We start from the raw sequence: 14,768 nt of genomic DNA, 5'->3' as shown, positions 1-14,768 counted from the left end.
TTTGTTCCATCTGGTTTAGGCTTTTTCAATTGAATTATGAGTAACCAAACATTTCTCCCTAAAATTACAGTTCTGACACTTTTTCGAAGGGTTCATTCCAAACTGCTCAATACTTAGCGGCTTATTTTTCACAGGGTCTTCAAGGTATTTCAACATATGATAGATACTATCATTCATTAATTCTTGAGCAGACTCGATTTCAAACTCGGTTAATTTATATTCCTGGCATTTGCCCGAAAGCAAATATTCATTGCGAAGGATGATATCCTCAATCGGGATATTGTGTTGTTTTGATAGAAAAAGAGCATAAAAGGCGAGCTGTTTACGGTCATCCTCGGATTCTTTCCCTGTTTTCCAGTCAACGACAATCCATTTTTCCTGACTTACATCTTTGTAAACAAAGTCCAATACAACGAACACCTCGACACCATTGGCCTCAAATGTTTGAAAATCCTCCGAATGCAGCACCTGCATCTCCAGTTTTGTCAGAATATCCTGGTAGGTCTTGCTGGTAAAAAAGTTTTTCACGCACAGCTCGAGCTTCATTTTTGTAGCGGCAATGGCATCTTTGCTAAGCCCGTTTCCATAATAGATTTCGTTGAGCATTTGGTACCTTTTTGGCTTATGGAACCAGTGTTGTCGATGCTTGGTTGAATCCAGGTAGGCTTTATTTAGACTTCGCGTGACCAAAACGGTCATTTCATCTTCCGTAAACAGGCTTTTGCCATTAAGGAAATTTTTAAGCTGCCAATCAATCGCTTTGTGGATTAAATCTCCCAAGAGGATGGGAAGGTTTTTGATATTTTTAAGCCGGTATGCGGACTTATTTTCTTCCGGCGCTTCATATAACCAGCCATTATGTGATTCATAGTATTGGTGGAAATATTTTCGCGAACATTCCAGGAATGTTTTATGCCGTGAATTAGACCATGAAAATTCAGGAAAGTCACGGTGAACGTACATGGATAGTTCCTCCTCCTATAAAGTGATGTATCCAACATGATGCCGTCATGGAGTGTTAAATGATTACCAATACTGCCTGATAGATTTAGAATGGTAGGTCATCATCGGTGATGGATCCAATGGGCTTGTGTACTTCCTCATTTTCTTCACCTGTACAAATTTCACCGCATTTTTCGCAGCTAATATATGTACTGTACAAATGATCGCCCACATATCCATGAGTGAGCTCCTGGATATCCCAGATGGTTTCCCAAGGGGCTTCAAACCTGTGATTACATTTAGAGCAGTGAATTCTACACTGCCGAAGCTTCCTTTTGTTTGCGTTTTGATTTCTTTTTCTTGTTTTTCCTATTTTATTTTTACCTTATTAAATAATATATCTAATAATAACATAGGAGTTTTTCTGGGTTGTCGGCTTTTTTATAAAAATTCGCTAGTATCAAAAATTGAAATTATAATTTAGTTTGAATATGGTTCAATTTAAATATTTTCCATATGAAAAAAGGATTATTTAATCAATAGTAGTTGAAGAGAGTTATGAATAGAACTTCTCCCACTCACTTAAATATATTTTTTGCGATTGGTCAATTTCTTTCGGTAATTTTGTAATAAACTCTAAACTATTCCCATCGGGGTCATCAAAGTAAATCATTGCGTGAGCCTGGTTAGGAACAACAGTAGGTTCTTTTGGTTCTATACCAAATTCCGCCTTTACCTTAATTCCGCGTTCCTCTAACCAATTCTTGGCTTGCTTTATATCTTCTAAATCAACATAAAATGCTATATGTCTCAACGATACATGATAAGGAATTTTTGATTCTGGACCTTCCCATAATCCAATCCAACTTTTCCCTTCCTCAATCCAAAAGAAAGCAACATTATCATATCTTTTATAAAGTTTTAGACCTAATGTTTGATAAAAATCAATTGATTGTTGTAAATTACTAACAGGTAAATGAGCTTCATATAAACCTTTTATCATTTCATTATCCCTCTTTTAATTCGTGTTTTTTTAGGAGAAAATATTATAATAGTAGTTGGAATAATTGGTATTTACTAACGGATTCATTTAGTTAAATGCTGTAAGATTCAAGCGAGTAAGCTATCAGTACCAACGCAATCTCTTTTAACATCGGCTTATATAAAAAATCCACACGCCTTTTTAGTTTCTCCTCTTCAAGCAGAACGATTTTAGTTGAATGGTCTTGGACTTGGCTGGTCACCATCCTTGGTAAGATAGATGAACCAATTCCTTTGCTGACAAAAGGGATAATGGATTCATTGGCTTCCAGATCAATGGATACATTAGGATTCAAGTTCTGTTGACTGCAATATTTCTCAAAGTATACGCGGATATCACACGGTTGTTTTTGTAGAATCAAGTTCTGCTGTAGAAAATCTGCCAGAGTAATAGTTGATTCATTGGTCTGTGATAGAGGGAGGATAGCATCGTATGGCTCCGAGAATAGTGTCTTACACTTTATATTACTTTTAAGATTACTAGTGTCTTGAACATAGGCAAAATCGATAACATCGGATTCCAATAGGTCAATTAATTCCTGTGTAGTGCCTTTAATAGTTAACTCCACCTTAAAGGAAGGACCGATTTTACTGATGACGCTAGGCAGAAAATAGCTTCCGATACTGGGAAGTGCCCCAATTTTTATTTTGTCTTTCTGGGAGAAAGCTTCCATAGATTTGGCCAGACTTTCTGCCTCTCTCATGATGACACCGGCCTTATCATAAAAAAATTTGCCTGCCTTCGTGAGCTCGATGCCCGTCGTTTTCCGCTGGAACAACTCACAATTTAGTTCTTTTTCAAGTAAGGATAATTGTTTTGAGAGGGCAGGCTGCGAGATAAAGAGAGTTTTAGCTGCTTGGGTCACACTACCGGCTTCTACTGTGGTAACAAAGTAATGAAGTTGGGCAAGTTTAAACATTCGATCAAATCCTTGTTAGGTATTGGTATTTATAGTGTATTACATTTCATTTCAATGTTTAAATGAAAACTAGGGTCATAACGAAAGGTTATGACTCTATAACTTAACGGTATTATCTCTGGGATTACGTAAAGGAGTAGAATGTTCATAACGTTATTACCAAGGGAGCTGACCGTTATGCATTCTGAACATATTACCTTACAGGATATTATCCAGGCTCACGGGCGGATTAAACCTTACATCCGCCATACGCCATTGGAATACACTGGGGAACTGAGCCGTTTATATGATTCAGATATTCATTTAAAGCTGGAAAACCTCCAGATAACCGGGAGTTTTAAGGCGAGGGGAGCCTTAAATAAGCTATTAACTATGGAAAAAAATCAGCGTGAACGTGGAGTGATTGCCCCATCAGCCGGCAATCATGGAATTGGATTGGCCTATTCTGCTAGTCAGTTAAACGTTCCCGCGTTTGTGTATTTACCGTTTGATGCAGATGAGAGCAAAGTAAAAGTACTGGAAAGCTATGGTGCCTCGATTACTTACTTTGATTCGATTGAAGAAGCAAGGTTGTCGGCTTTAAAAGCTGCCAAAGAAACTGGTTATACTTTCCTTTCGGCTTACAATAACCGGAGCATGATTGAAGCGGGAGGGACGATTGGTTTAGAGATTTTAAAAGATCTAACCGATGTTGATACCGTGATTACCTGTTTGGGCGGCGGTGGTCTCACTGCCGGTTTGTGCATTGCTCTTAAGTCAGTAAATCCAAAGATAAAGATTTTGGGTGTTCAACCCAAGAATAGCCCAACATTTGCTGTATGGCATCAAAATGGTAAAGCCGTTCCGGTCGATTTACAGCCTTCGATTGCAGAAGGACTGAGCGGGCCGATTGAGCTGGAGACAATTACGTTTCCGATAATCCATGAACATATTGATGGAATTCTAACTGTTACCGATGAAGAGATTGTGGATGCAATGAAATCGATGTTGAAGCATCAATATATTGTTGAACCTTCAGGGGCAGCAGGGTTTGCAGCTTTGAAGCAATTGGGAACGGAGATAAAGGGGCATAAGGTAGCGGTTGTTGTTACCGGCCAAAATGTATCATGGTCAAGGTTTCTTAACCTTGTACAATTAGGGGGATAAGTCGTGGCGTTAGAAATGAAGAGTATCTGTGAAAAATGCAATCAATCACTACGGCAGGACGGTGAAGCCTATATCTGCAGTTATGAATGTACCTTTTGTCCAGTTTGTACGGAAGAGATGAGCAGCAATTGCCCGAATTGTGGCGGGGAACTAGTTAAACGGCCGCGGAGGATTAGGAAGGATTAGGATATTCTAATCAATCGTTTGGTTAAAAGCAGCTAATCCTATAGAATAAGGATTTTGCCCGAATTAGCATATACTAATTAAACGTTTAGTTAAAGGGCATTTAATATGAAAAATAGTCTTCGAATACAAGAAGACTATTTTTCATGGATCAATTGCTGTACGGCGGGAATATCAGCAGGTGCCCATTTCAGTGAATTTAAATTTTCTCTTTTCAGCCAAATGAGTTTGGAATGCTCTCTTGGTGCAGGGGACCCCTCCACAACTTTGCACTTAATCGATAGCAGATTTACGATAATTGTTTCATATTCATGGGTGCTGTCATTAAAAACTTCTTTTGCTGTTTCAATTCTGCAATCCAATTCCTCGTCTATTTCTCTTTTTAATGCGGTACTAATTTCCTCGTTTACTTCCACCTTCCCACCTGGAAGCTCCCACATATTGGGGGTGGACATTTCGGGGGAACGAAGAGCACATAAGATTTCACCCTGCTCATTTTCAATAATAGCGGCAACGACTTTTACTAGTTTTTTCATTCTAACCCTCCAAATCATTTTTCAATTATTATGATACCATTCTTAAATAGGAAGAGTGAAAGGCCTGTGAGCAACTGCAACAAGCCAATTTGAGTAGATGGATAGACCACTCTGTCTTTTAAGGTGAAAAATGAACCAATCCTAAGCTCAATATGGGCTGCGCATCGTTTGTGGATGAGCAATAGAGGAGTTCGGTATGATACAAGCAATACCAGAGATTACTACATAGATTACTTCATAGATTACAACAGAGAAAAAACTCTGCTGTTCTCGAAAATTTTTAAGATATTAATGCAAACAACAACAAAGCTTTGAAGAAAGAGCTTTTTCAAAAAAATCTTTTTTGACCCTGTCTCTTTTTAGCTTTTATCTGTATATAGATATTGGGGAGTTGATAAACAAATGGATGGATCAGAAAAGTGGAAGGATAGATCAAGAAATTTTAAAATTAATAACAAGGAACAGAGGGAATGGTCTCTGCTAATTAATGTCCGTCAATTGATTTTAAGTAGTCAATTTTATAGATAAATGAGGAAGAGTAAATCTGCTTATATGGAGGAACCCATGAAAAGTGTTGCACTAGAGCCAGTTGGACAAGAAAAAAGAATCCTATATTTCGATTATCTTATTTTAGCTGATGAGAGCGAAGAGGCGGTTAAGGAGTATATTTATGATGGTGAGATGTTCGTAATTTGCTGGGATGGAATTCCTGTTGGGGTTACCTTATTTATATTTCATGCAAATGATATGGTCGAACTTAAGAATATTGCGATCGTTGAAGAATTCCGAGGAAGCGGGATTGGTAAACAAGTTGTTATGGAGGCTATTAAAAAATACCGATCAAAGGGAATGAAGAAAATGTTAGTCGGAACCGCCAATTCCAGTATAGCCAACATTGCTTTTTATCAAAAAGTTGGGTTTAGAATGGTTGAAATAAAAAAGGATTTCTTTAAAAAGTATCCCACCCCCATTTATGAAAATGGGATAAGAGCATTGGATATGGTGATGTTTGAGAAGGATTTATCTTGTATTAAAAAAATTGATTAGATTTTTCCTTAAGAATAAAGAGATTACAAGCGCCGTTCTCCATGATATATATAAGGATCTTTAACAGGAGGGAGATTATAGGGATTATAGCTAATACCCTTAGTTACAAGAACTATTTTGAGATCTCATTATCCATAAAATTTCTCCATCCATATTCACTAAGAAGGATATTATTTTCCTAACTTCATTATAAGGAAATAATTTCTAATATTTAACAAGCCTTTTGCCTATAAATAATGGGGTAACTTTCCTCGTTTAGGATAAATTTACCAAGACATTGTAAAAGTAATGGCATTTTCTATACTTAGCAAAGTAAAATAATCTTGTAGGACTAATTTTAATAAGGGAGCGGATTTCATATGGTCATCGTAACAACCGAAAATATTGCGAATCATAGAATTACAGAAGTAGTAGGTCCGGTATTTGGCTTAACCGTAAGGGCAAGAGGGATTGGTAAGGATATCGTTGCGTCTCTAAAAGGGCTCGTAGGTGGAGAAATTAATCAGTATACAGAAATGCTGGAAGATGCCAGAAAGCAGGCAATGGACCGCATGGTGAAAAACGCTCAGGCGATGGGGGCAAACGCTATTATTATGATGCGTTTTGACTCTGGTGAAATCGGTCAAAATATGAGTGAAATTGTTGCTTATGGAACAGCTGTTATTGCGGAAAAGGAATAGACGATGAAATGGATTTTGGGTTATTACGGTATCCAACTCGTCATTCTTATTATTTTAATCATCGGTTCCTGGTTTATCTGGGACCGCCGCTTTAAAACGAAGCATGGACAACAAGTTCCTAAAGGTTTCGTCCGGACAAATGAAGTCTCGATTGATCCAACCACAAATAAAAGATTAGTTGTTTACTTTAACCCGGAAACCGGTGAGCGATTTTATAAAGAAGAATGAGGTAAGGGACCAGTTTCAATTTATAATGATTAAAAGGTATCCCCAAATAAAAAGGAGATACCTTTTACATTTTTTTTATAAAAATTTACTTATAATAAGATTTGCCCTTATACATACCGATTACGGCCTGATAGCATTCCAAAAATCATTTGAATGATCGAAACGATGATAAGAGTAATCAATGGAATGGTCCACATATGGGTCTGGTCAAATAAATAACCAATAAATAATGGTCCGATTGCGGCCAAAATATAGCCGGTTGATTGTGCCATCCCCGATAAATCAGCGGCTTGAGCGGCACTCCGGGCACGAAGCCCAATATAGCTAAGGGCTAATGGAAAACATCCTCCCAAGGCAATACCGATTAGAATGATACTGATGATTAAAATGGGATAGGATGAGCCTAAGAGCAATCCTGTAAATCCTCCTAAAGCACAAAGACTTAACCCGAAGGAAATCCCAACTTGTGAACGAAACCGTCCTGCCATAACAGGGATAAAGAAACTGGACGGTAATCCCACGATTTGGGTAAATGACAAAAGCCAGCCTGCTGTTTCCACACTTATGCCGTGACTATGCAGGATCTCAGGCAGCCAAGAAATCGTTACATAAAATAAGAAGGATTGAAATCCCATAAAAATGGCAATTTGCCAGGCGAGTTTTGAACGCCAGATTTGATTTGAACTTGGGGTTACTTTTCTAACGGTATTCTGACTTCTCTGATTTAATCGGGCAAGAAAGCTCCAAACCAAGATGGCCACAACCGATGGAATTCCCCAAACAATTAAAGCTCCCTGCCAGCCAAGGTTTAATCCTGTTGCCAATGGGACACTTACTCCGGATGCTAATGATGCAACGAAACCCATGGAAGTGGAATAAACACTTGTCATCAGTCCGAATTTTTCCGGAAACTTATCCTTTGCAACAGCTGGCAAGAGCACATTTCCAATCGCTATTCCCATCCCGGCTAACAGGGTTCCGGCGAAGAGAAAAAACGTCACGGGGATCACCCGAATACTAATCCCGATTAAAAGGGAAACCATTCCAATGAGCAAAGTCTTTTCGTTTGAAAATCGATTGGCTACCTTCGGAACAATCGGTGACATGACTGCAAATACGACTAATGGCAGACTCATTAAAAGGCCAGCGCTCCAATGGGCAAGCCCGACATCTTTTTGAATCATGGCAATTAATGGCCCAACGGAGGTAATCGCCGGCCGCAAATTAAAAGCAACAAGAATGATCCCGATAACGAGTAAAAATATATAAGACGATTTCGATTTTGATTTCGTCTGTGCCTTTGATTTTGTTAATTCCATTTATTTACTCCTTTCTAAAAATACACTTTCTAAAGTATATCATAATGAAAAGTTAAATGGTTGTTATTGACAGGTGCTTTACATGAAGAAGAACTCTTGGGAATTTTGTATATAGGGCAGGATTTTAAAAAGGAGAGAACGAAGCATAATTGTAAGGAGGGGATGGATGTCGTGGTAATAAAAGAAAATTATCCATTTATCTATTTTTTCAATGAACCTCATATTGTCTTTGTTTATAAAATTTTAACGGATGATTATGTTACAATGTCGGAGCTATCGGAGTGTGGTGAATGGGAAACATATGAGCTTAATCGCCCAGTTGAATTTGAAGCCTTTAATCATGAAACATGTACACCACTAGTTGAACGTGGTTATTCTATTCAACAGGACCCATTAAATATCATGGTTGGAAAAATTAATGAGCTCATTCAGAAACAACGAAAATTGCAGCAATCTATCCAAAGCGGTTCAATTCATCTGGTTTCTTCCGAATCTACAGCGGGTGCATTAAGAGTGGGTTTGGACAGACCTAGGAAGGTAATCAGTTTCCAAGGATTTTTTTCAATCGGCCCCGTGTGGAACCTTGATTGTCAAAAAGGACAGGACCATCGTTTTGAGTGGTTAAATGAAAATATCAATTTTGAAATGGATGATTATGTACTAGAAAACAATTTTAACAAAACGCTATTAGAAATAGAGGATATACAGAGGGAAGTTCCTATTTATCTTTGGACTGCAAATAATGCTGACGAGCAAACGGGGCTTTGGTTTATATTGTACCTTTTACGTAATAAAGAAAACGATATTATTCTTATCAATGCGGTTGACCATTTTCAAGGTGAAGAACAATCTGTAACCCATTCGGCTTGGCTTCATCCAGATCAATTAAGTGTTCTATTTAATGAAAATAAAATGGCGAAACCGTTATCTTGTGACGAGCGGCTCCACTATCAAATAGAGTGGGAACAGCTGGCACAATCTAAAGAAGTTCTTCGAGTATGGGAAAATGGGAGAATTGTAAGCGTCGCGGAAGATTATTATGATGATATTATTATTAATACGATAGAAGAACTACATAGCAAGCATGAAACGAAAGATTTCATTAGGCCAGGTATGATAATTGCCGAAATCTATGGCAAGCTTGATGGGGTAATCAGTGATTCTTTTTTAGAGTATAGGATTAGGCATTTAATTTATAATGGGACATTGGAGTTAAAAGGAATTCCCAAGTCAATGCGGCATTACCGGGTGAAGTTGCGGAATTAAAACATCAGATGAGATGTTAGAGAGAATTAACAAAGAACAGGCGATTGACACCTGAAATGGTCAGTCTGCCTGTTCTTTTCATATACATTTATTCATATATTTTTATTTTAGTTTTTAAAATCCTTTTCGACCCGCTCGCAAGTATCGGCTCCACCTACGCCTAATACTATGATAGCCACGCATGCTATCCCCACTACTCTATACTATAGAGGTATAATGTTAATAGATTATGACATAGATGTTATGAACCTGTTAATCGTTTATTAAATAAACATGAAGTAGGGTTTTACTTTTGAAAAAATAAGAAAAATGAAGCAGCTTTCGTTGTTATTAACGACTGTTATTCCTAAAAAGACTTTGCGAAGTGTAAAGTTTTACTTTATCCGCGTTTCTGAGGAGTTTATCCGCGAATCTAGCACATTTATCCCGAATGAACCCTTTCCCCTTGCACCCAGACCTCACGAATGTTTTCTGGCCGAGACAAATACATGATTTTTTGAAAATCATCATGTAAATCTTCCTTGGCATCATAAATCGGCAGCTTTGCAGTAGGCAATGTAGTATCAATGCTTTGAACATCCCAAGCATAGTTTTCTTCTATGCGGCCAATAGGTAAACTCAAACTTTCACCGCCGCTAGCCGTAGCCAAATAGAACGCATGGTTAATCGTAATCCGTGAATCAGGCACACCGCGTTCTTCTGCAGGAAGCCCTGTCCTCACACCATCTTCCAACATTCTCGATGATATTACTGCCTGCCGGGAATTGTCGAAAATGCTTGGTGAAAAGTCTCCAGAAATATCGGACCCAAGACCAATCTCAACCCCTTTTGAATGTAAATGAGCAATCGGAATGACGCTGTTCGCAAAATAGGCATTGGAAATAGGGCAATGGCAAACCGCAGTGCCTGTTTCCACAAATAAATCCGCATCATCATCACTTAAGAAATTGCAATGCGCCATAACAGACTTTTCTCGTAAAAGGCCAAAATCGTGTAAAGCAAACGCATCGCGGGGCAGGGAATTTCGGTTCGCAAGAAATATATGGCGTTCTTCAAGATGACTTTGAAAATTCTTCCGTTCCAGACACAATTTGGTATACTTTGACTGATAGAAAGGAAACTGGTTTACCGGATAAATTTCTTATTATTTATCTAGTATGGATGATGTATATTGTTTGGATTTTAATAATCTTAATGATGAAAAGGAACCAGCAGTTGTTTCGGTTTACTTAGGAGTGGACTGGGGTGAGCAACCATTTGAAGTGATTGCTGATGATTGTGGTGATTTTCTTTTGGAGATAGTTCAAGATGAAATAGAATAATAACGAAGCTGGCTGCTAATAAAATGGCAGCTTTTTTCTTGAACTAAATGGCAGAAGAGTTGAATAAGAGGTATGCTATTATTGGGGTGATAATATGAAATATTCTTGTCCTTGTTGCGGATATAAAACATTAGATGAAGAACCTCCTGGAACTTATGATATATGCAGTATCTGTTTTTGGGAAGATGATGGGGTTCAATATGATGACACTGATTATGATGGTGGTGCCAATATCCCATCTTTAAGGCAAGCACAGAAGAACTATATTTTATTTGGAGCTTGCGAGGAAAGATGTATTGAGTTTGTAAGAAAGCCTAATGAAAATGATGTGAAAGATCCTAATTGGAAACCATTATAGCTTATTAAAAGTAACGGGTGCTATAGTTAAAGAATTAGGGTTCCTTGCAAATACTTACAAAAAAATGTTATTATAAATATTGAATTATTTTTGTTCGGTGTAAAGGATTATAAGTTTTAACTTTTCGTCTTGATGATCACTGAGAGCAAGGATAGTAATACATTGTGTGTGTTTACACACTAGGAGGCAACAAAAATGGAAAAAGGTAAAGTAAAATGGTTTAACGGCGAAAAAGGCTTCGGATTCATCGAACGTGAAGGTGGAGAAGACGTATTCGTTCATTTCTCAGCGATTCAAGGCGAAGGGTACAAAACATTAGAAGAAGGTCAAGAAGTGACTTTTGACGTTGAAAAAGGTCAACGTGGACCTCAAGCATCTAACGTACACAAAGCTTAATTATAGAATCCATTAAACAGGCTCTAATATTAGAGTCTGTTTTTTATTTTTCTTAAAAAACAAAAAACCCCCACTCACGAATGAGTAGGGGACATGAAAACAGTAAATCAAATGGTAAACAAAGTGTAACATACAATTAGGGAATCTCCTAATTCTTCTAATTAGAGTTGCTGAAAAGCCGTTCTTTTTCACTTGAACTAAGAAAATACTACCCAATAAATGGATAGCATTTTTCTTAGTTGAGTACAATCCTTGAAAGGGGGCTTAAGTTGAAGAAGATACTTCTTTAATGGTTCCAAAATAATTATAATTTCCTACAACAAAAATATTGATATTAACTATTGATTGATGTTATAATATAATTTTTTCAAAAAATAGCATGTGTGTTATCCTTAAGAAGGATTAAAATTTGGAGGTGTTCTAGATGTTTCATGTGGGTGATTCCATTGTTTATCCAATGCAAGGAGCAGGTGTTATTGAAGCAATAGAAGAAAAGGAAATTCTAGGTGAGAAACATAGGTATTATATGATAAAAATGCCGATTATGGGAATGCAAGTAATGATTCCTATTGACAAAGTGCTAAAATCACGCATTCGCTTAGTTGCAGATGTACTTACACTTGAACAAGTATTGGACGTTTTTCAATATGGTCAAACGGATACAACTCTTTCAATGAAAGAAAGATACAAGATTAATACGGAAAAGTTGAGAACAGGCAATATTCAAGAGGGTGCAGAAGTTGTACGTGATTTAATGCGCTTACACAAAAAGAAAGCTCTTAATTCAAGCGAAAAGCAAATGCTAGACAGCGCACGGAAGATTTTCATTAGTGAATTGGGCATAATTAGAGGGATCACTGAAAATCAGGCAAATGATTTGTTAAACAAAAGGGTTGGATGAGTGCTTTTTTAATGTGACCTAAAAATGCTTCTGACTTTAAAGTTCTTTAATAAGGAATATGTTTTTTGGTAAACACTCATACATTCTCCAAGCGAAGAGAATGCGAATACGAATAGCCATGGGATAGCTGCACTCTTAAGTGTTACAGTATTGGTTATATTAATTACTTTATCCTCTTTTCATGGAAATGCATAGCAAATCGTTAGTTTTCAGGAACAACCATGTTACATCTATATATTTGTTCTACACTAGTACATGCACCTCCACCTGGTAAAGCAAAAGATATTTTTGAAATTCTTGATTATTCCGCCATTTACTTTTTTATTGCAGGATCCTATACCCCCTATTTGTTTATAGTGATAAAAGGATGGGAATGTTGGACTTTATTTGGAGTGGTATGGGGATTGGCGATTATTGGTACAGTCCTTAAGTGCTTCTTTGTTAAAAAATTTTTAGTAACATCTACAATTCTATATGTCATCATGGGCTGGCTCATTGTAATTGTTTGGGACCCCATTACACGGGCAATCCAACCAGAAGGAATAATCCTTTTAGTATCAGGTGGTACTTTCTATACATTAGGATCCGTTTTTTATGTTTGGAGAGGTTTTAGGTATCATCATGTTGTATGGCACATTTTCGTGATTGCCGGTTCAACAGCTCATTTCTTTGCGGTATTACTGTATTTAATTTAGTGGATTTTTAGGATAGTCCTTGATGTTGATTAGCTTAAACAACTATTTCACTATGCATCCGAATAAATTGATGCTTTTTTAATGAAGTAAAACATAAACACCTTTTTGGCTGGGTTCACTTTATAGAAGGACACGAGAGATATGCAGGAATGAAATAGCAACATAAAGAAATCGTTAATTCGATTAGGATGATTTAGTCAACCCCCTTTCATCTAATTTTGGTTTTTTTCTTATGTAAATTATTTCTCTTTTTGTGTTATAAAAAGTAAATGGAGGGGTCCTCGTGGATCGGGATGGCTTGCCAACTGCCTAATGGATGACAATATTTAAGAAGACCCTGCTCAATCGTTAAAAAAAAGAGTAGAGCGTAATGAATAAGTCTATGAATTGGTTGACTGGATTAAGGTCTGTATCAGTATTGACCCTTCCATACCATTTTCATTCTCTGTGGTGAAGCGCTGATTTTTGCGCTTCATGGATGGCTAACGGGTGCAGGAGTTGAACAACGGGCATTGCTGCAGCGATCCTTTTTCTTATTCGACTAACGAAGCGGGTTAATTTAAGAAAATAGATGCCCAAGGGATTTATTGGCTCTATGGGTTATGAAGGTTCACAATTTCTAAAATCTCATAAAAATTCTATGCCCATCTTGGCTTACTGTATAACTTGAAGAATCCTATGGTGAATCACTCCATTAAAAAAGCATCCGATTATTCGGATGCATACTTAATTATTCCATGTAAGTAAACTGAGTATTCTCTCTGTACATATTCTCTTAATTTAATTCTTTTTTCTGTTTCTAATACTCTAACCAATTCTTGAATCTTTTTTTCATTTTCTTTTGTAGTAGGAATCTCTAGTGAAAACAAATTACCTCGACTACTATTTAGTAATTTTTTTAATAACTCAACTTTATTCATTGGATAATCCCCTTTATCTACTATATTCGACATAAAGGAGATTTTTTCCTTGGAACATCTTATATTGTTTCATGTTTTACCTACTTTCCACTAAAAAAATCTGATTACTGGTACTATGACAGGAATGGGGTAGCTTTTTTATTTTTTTTTATACCTACCTTCTACCAATCTAATCATATCACGCCCTGATATCTTTTCTGTTTCGTGATAACCTTCTTCATCACTCAAACTCAAGTACCAACTGCTATCTTTATCTTCATTTAACCTATATAACTTATTGGTAAAAACATTTGTATAAAAATCTCCATTTCTTAGCCTCATACTATCCCCCTCTCAAATGCATATAACCTGTATTATGCCCAGGATACTGACCTGAGAGTCATTAGGCATATACAGTCTAAAAATCCTGGATATACAGGGGAAAGAAGTGAAAATCAGCGGTAGGGACAGAGCATGGATAGTTGTATAAACGGAAATTTGAGTTGCCTTAAAACTTGAAAAAAGTATTTGACATTGTACGCTTAACGTTGTAAATCCGCGTTTTCCTGACGGTACCCCGTTAATGGATCAATGATGGGGGGAGCGATTAAATTCAAATCGGAAAACGATGTGAACGATGTACAAATGATTATTGTAGAATAAAAAAATCTGTTGCAAGTGAACACCGACGGTGTTACAATAACAAAGTTGCTCTTTAAAAGAGTGGATAAGCAAATAATTAGAAAAAACTTTCTCTTGTTTTATCATGCACAACGTGATATTATATTAGAGTCGCTTTTAAAAAGGAGCGCGGAAGTCAATCATAATTGAAAAAATAATGATTGATAGAATATAAGGAATGTGATATAATGATATTCCTGTCACTTTT

18 protein-coding genes and 2 pseudogenes are annotated in these 14,768 nt (G+C 36.9%); 11 read left to right on the top strand and 9 right to left on the bottom strand.

The genetic code is table 11. The features are described from left to right. Window positions 1-15: 15 nt before the first annotated feature. The 4 genes from BIV60_RS00085 to BIV60_RS00075 all read right to left on the bottom strand — a co-directional run bounded on the left by BIV60_RS00085 (window position 16) and on the right by BIV60_RS00075 (window position 2,903). Entirely contained in the window at window positions 16-963 is a 948-nt protein-coding gene (locus BIV60_RS00085) for a PD-(D/E)XK nuclease family protein (protein WP_071353714.1), read from the bottom strand. Window positions 964-1,026: 63 nt separating this feature from the next. Continuing rightward, window positions 1,027-1,182: a hypothetical protein gene (locus tag BIV60_RS29370; protein ID WP_177177188.1), complete on the bottom strand. Its 156-nt coding sequence runs from the start codon at window positions 1,180-1,182 to the stop codon at window positions 1,027-1,029. A 316-nt stretch (window positions 1,183-1,498) separates the two neighbouring features. Further along, window positions 1,499-1,945 carry a VOC family protein gene (locus tag BIV60_RS00080; RefSeq protein WP_071353713.1) on the bottom strand — a complete coding sequence of 149 codons (447 nt, stop codon included), beginning with the start codon at window positions 1,943-1,945 and terminating at the stop codon, window positions 1,499-1,501. Window positions 1,946-2,036: 91 nt separating this feature from the next. Further along, window positions 2,037-2,903 carry a LysR family transcriptional regulator gene (locus BIV60_RS00075; protein WP_071353712.1) on the bottom strand — a complete coding sequence of 289 codons (867 nt, stop codon included), beginning with the start codon at window positions 2,901-2,903 and terminating at the stop codon, window positions 2,037-2,039. Between the two features lie 177 nt (window positions 2,904-3,080). Between BIV60_RS00075 and BIV60_RS00070 the strand changes: the two genes are divergently transcribed. Further along, the gene (locus tag BIV60_RS00070) at window positions 3,081-4,049 is read left to right on the top strand and encodes a threonine ammonia-lyase (RefSeq protein ID WP_071353711.1); all 969 of its coding nucleotides are present in this window, start codon (window positions 3,081-3,083) and stop codon (window positions 4,047-4,049) included. Between the two features lie 3 nt (window positions 4,050-4,052). Beyond that, entirely contained in the window at window positions 4,053-4,235 is a 183-nt protein-coding gene (locus tag BIV60_RS27990; protein ID WP_083402024.1) for a DUF1272 domain-containing protein, read from the top strand. A 134-nt stretch (window positions 4,236-4,369) separates the two neighbouring features. On the opposite strand, the gene BIV60_RS00065 is transcribed toward BIV60_RS27990, so the two are convergent. Continuing rightward, window positions 4,370-4,768, bottom strand: a complete 399-nt coding sequence (locus BIV60_RS00065; protein ID WP_071353710.1) for a (deoxy)nucleoside triphosphate pyrophosphohydrolase — start codon at window positions 4,766-4,768, stop codon at window positions 4,370-4,372. 564 nt (window positions 4,769-5,332) lie between these two features. Here BIV60_RS00065 and BIV60_RS00060 point away from each other — a divergent pair. The 3 genes from BIV60_RS00060 (at window position 5,333) to BIV60_RS00050 (ending at window position 6,723) form a co-directional block, all read left to right on the top strand. Beyond that, entirely contained in the window at window positions 5,333-5,815 is a 483-nt protein-coding gene (locus BIV60_RS00060) for a GNAT family N-acetyltransferase (protein WP_256218249.1), read from the top strand. 359 nt (window positions 5,816-6,174) lie between these two features. Then, entirely contained in the window at window positions 6,175-6,495 is a 321-nt protein-coding gene (locus tag BIV60_RS00055) for a YbjQ family protein (RefSeq protein WP_071353708.1), read from the top strand. A 3-nt stretch (window positions 6,496-6,498) separates the two neighbouring features. Continuing rightward, window positions 6,499-6,723 (top strand): hypothetical protein, encoded by a 225-nt coding sequence (locus BIV60_RS00050; RefSeq protein WP_071353707.1) that lies wholly within the window; start codon window positions 6,499-6,501, stop codon window positions 6,721-6,723. Window positions 6,724-6,830: 107 nt separating this feature from the next. Here the strand turns inward: BIV60_RS00050 and BIV60_RS00045 are convergent, their stop codons facing one another. Continuing rightward, complete coding sequence (locus BIV60_RS00045; RefSeq protein WP_071353706.1) at window positions 6,831-8,042, bottom strand: CynX/NimT family MFS transporter; 1,212 nt, start codon at window positions 8,040-8,042, stop codon at window positions 6,831-6,833. Between the two features lie 162 nt (window positions 8,043-8,204). Here BIV60_RS00045 and BIV60_RS00040 point away from each other — a divergent pair, with 162 nt between their 5' ends. Beyond that, entirely contained in the window at window positions 8,205-9,308 is a 1,104-nt protein-coding gene (locus BIV60_RS00040; RefSeq protein WP_071353705.1) for a DUF1835 domain-containing protein, read from the top strand. A 421-nt stretch (window positions 9,309-9,729) separates the two neighbouring features. Here BIV60_RS00040 and BIV60_RS00035 read toward each other — a convergent pair. Continuing rightward, a pseudogene (locus tag BIV60_RS00035) lies at window positions 9,730-10,320 on the bottom strand (amidohydrolase family protein); the annotation flags it as partial. A 163-nt stretch (window positions 10,321-10,483) separates the two neighbouring features. Here BIV60_RS00035 and BIV60_RS29365 point away from each other — a divergent pair. The 5 genes and pseudogenes from BIV60_RS29365 (at window position 10,484) to trhA (ending at window position 12,980) form a co-directional block, all read left to right on the top strand. After that, the gene (locus tag BIV60_RS29365; RefSeq protein ID WP_177177187.1) at window positions 10,484-10,630 is read left to right on the top strand and encodes a hypothetical protein; all 147 of its coding nucleotides are present in this window, start codon (window positions 10,484-10,486) and stop codon (window positions 10,628-10,630) included. A 94-nt stretch (window positions 10,631-10,724) separates the two neighbouring features. Beyond that, the gene (locus BIV60_RS00030; protein WP_071353704.1) at window positions 10,725-10,988 is read left to right on the top strand and encodes a CPCC family cysteine-rich protein; all 264 of its coding nucleotides are present in this window, start codon (window positions 10,725-10,727) and stop codon (window positions 10,986-10,988) included. 195 nt (window positions 10,989-11,183) lie between these two features. Beyond that, complete coding sequence (locus BIV60_RS00025) at window positions 11,184-11,384, top strand: cold-shock protein (protein ID WP_071353703.1); 201 nt, start codon at window positions 11,184-11,186, stop codon at window positions 11,382-11,384. A 424-nt stretch (window positions 11,385-11,808) separates the two neighbouring features. Next, window positions 11,809-12,285: a CarD family transcriptional regulator gene (locus tag BIV60_RS00020; protein ID WP_071353702.1), complete on the top strand. Its 477-nt coding sequence runs from the start codon at window positions 11,809-11,811 to the stop codon at window positions 12,283-12,285. 65 nt (window positions 12,286-12,350) lie between these two features. Next, a pseudogene (trhA, locus tag BIV60_RS00015) lies at window positions 12,351-12,980 on the top strand (PAQR family membrane homeostasis protein TrhA). Between the two features lie 710 nt (window positions 12,981-13,690). On the opposite strand, the gene BIV60_RS00010 reads toward trhA, so the two are convergent. Both BIV60_RS00010 and BIV60_RS00005 read right to left on the bottom strand, forming a co-directional pair. Then, entirely contained in the window at window positions 13,691-13,900 is a 210-nt protein-coding gene (locus tag BIV60_RS00010) for a hypothetical protein (RefSeq protein WP_071353701.1), read from the bottom strand. A gap of 138 nt (window positions 13,901-14,038) precedes the next feature. Then, a complete protein-coding gene (locus tag BIV60_RS00005) occupies window positions 14,039-14,221 on the bottom strand; it encodes a hypothetical protein (protein ID WP_071353700.1) in 183 nt (60 codons plus the stop codon). Window positions 14,222-14,768 lie beyond the last annotated feature (547 nt).

The organism is Bacillus sp. MUM 116 (assembly GCF_001866655.1).
Classification (GTDB): domain Bacteria; phylum Bacillota; class Bacilli; order Bacillales; family Cytobacillaceae; genus Neobacillus.
The sequence above is the reverse complement of the archived record's forward strand: the minus strand, read 5'-3'. Positions and strand labels throughout refer to the sequence as shown.

What these genes read in the sequence shown, in the direction of transcription:
- BIV60_RS00085 (WP_071353714.1), bottom strand. Translation starts at nt 963, where the DNA reads ATGTACGTTCACCGTGACTTTCCTGAATTTTCATGGTCTAATTCACGG.
- BIV60_RS29370 (WP_177177188.1), bottom strand. Translation starts at nt 1,182, where the DNA reads ATGGATATGTGGGCGATCATTTGTACAGTACATATATTAGCTGCGAAA.
- BIV60_RS00080 (WP_071353713.1), bottom strand. Translation starts at nt 1,945, where the DNA reads ATGATAAAAGGTTTATATGAAGCTCATTTACCTGTTAGTAATTTACAA.
- BIV60_RS00075 (WP_071353712.1), bottom strand. Translation starts at nt 2,903, where the DNA reads ATGTTTAAACTTGCCCAACTTCATTACTTTGTTACCACAGTAGAAGCC.
- BIV60_RS00070 (WP_071353711.1), top strand. Translation starts at nt 3,081, where the DNA reads ATGCATTCTGAACATATTACCTTACAGGATATTATCCAGGCTCACGGG.
- BIV60_RS00065 (WP_071353710.1), bottom strand. Translation starts at nt 4,768, where the DNA reads ATGAAAAAACTAGTAAAAGTCGTTGCCGCTATTATTGAAAATGAGCAG.
- BIV60_RS00060 (WP_256218249.1), top strand. Translation starts at nt 5,333, where the DNA reads ATGAAAAGTGTTGCACTAGAGCCAGTTGGACAAGAAAAAAGAATCCTA.
- BIV60_RS00055 (WP_071353708.1), top strand. Translation starts at nt 6,175, where the DNA reads ATGGTCATCGTAACAACCGAAAATATTGCGAATCATAGAATTACAGAA.
- BIV60_RS00050 (WP_071353707.1), top strand. Translation starts at nt 6,499, where the DNA reads ATGAAATGGATTTTGGGTTATTACGGTATCCAACTCGTCATTCTTATT.
- BIV60_RS00045 (WP_071353706.1), bottom strand. Translation starts at nt 8,042, where the DNA reads ATGGAATTAACAAAATCAAAGGCACAGACGAAATCAAAATCGAAATCG.
- BIV60_RS00040 (WP_071353705.1), top strand. Translation starts at nt 8,205, where the DNA reads ATGGATGTCGTGGTAATAAAAGAAAATTATCCATTTATCTATTTTTTC.
- BIV60_RS00030 (WP_071353704.1), top strand. Translation starts at nt 10,725, where the DNA reads ATGAAATATTCTTGTCCTTGTTGCGGATATAAAACATTAGATGAAGAA.
- BIV60_RS00025 (WP_071353703.1), top strand. Translation starts at nt 11,184, where the DNA reads ATGGAAAAAGGTAAAGTAAAATGGTTTAACGGCGAAAAAGGCTTCGGA.
- BIV60_RS00020 (WP_071353702.1), top strand. Translation starts at nt 11,809, where the DNA reads ATGTTTCATGTGGGTGATTCCATTGTTTATCCAATGCAAGGAGCAGGT.
- BIV60_RS00010 (WP_071353701.1), bottom strand. Translation starts at nt 13,900, where the DNA reads ATGAATAAAGTTGAGTTATTAAAAAAATTACTAAATAGTAGTCGAGGT.
- BIV60_RS00005 (WP_071353700.1), bottom strand. Translation starts at nt 14,221, where the DNA reads ATGAGGCTAAGAAATGGAGATTTTTATACAAATGTTTTTACCAATAAG.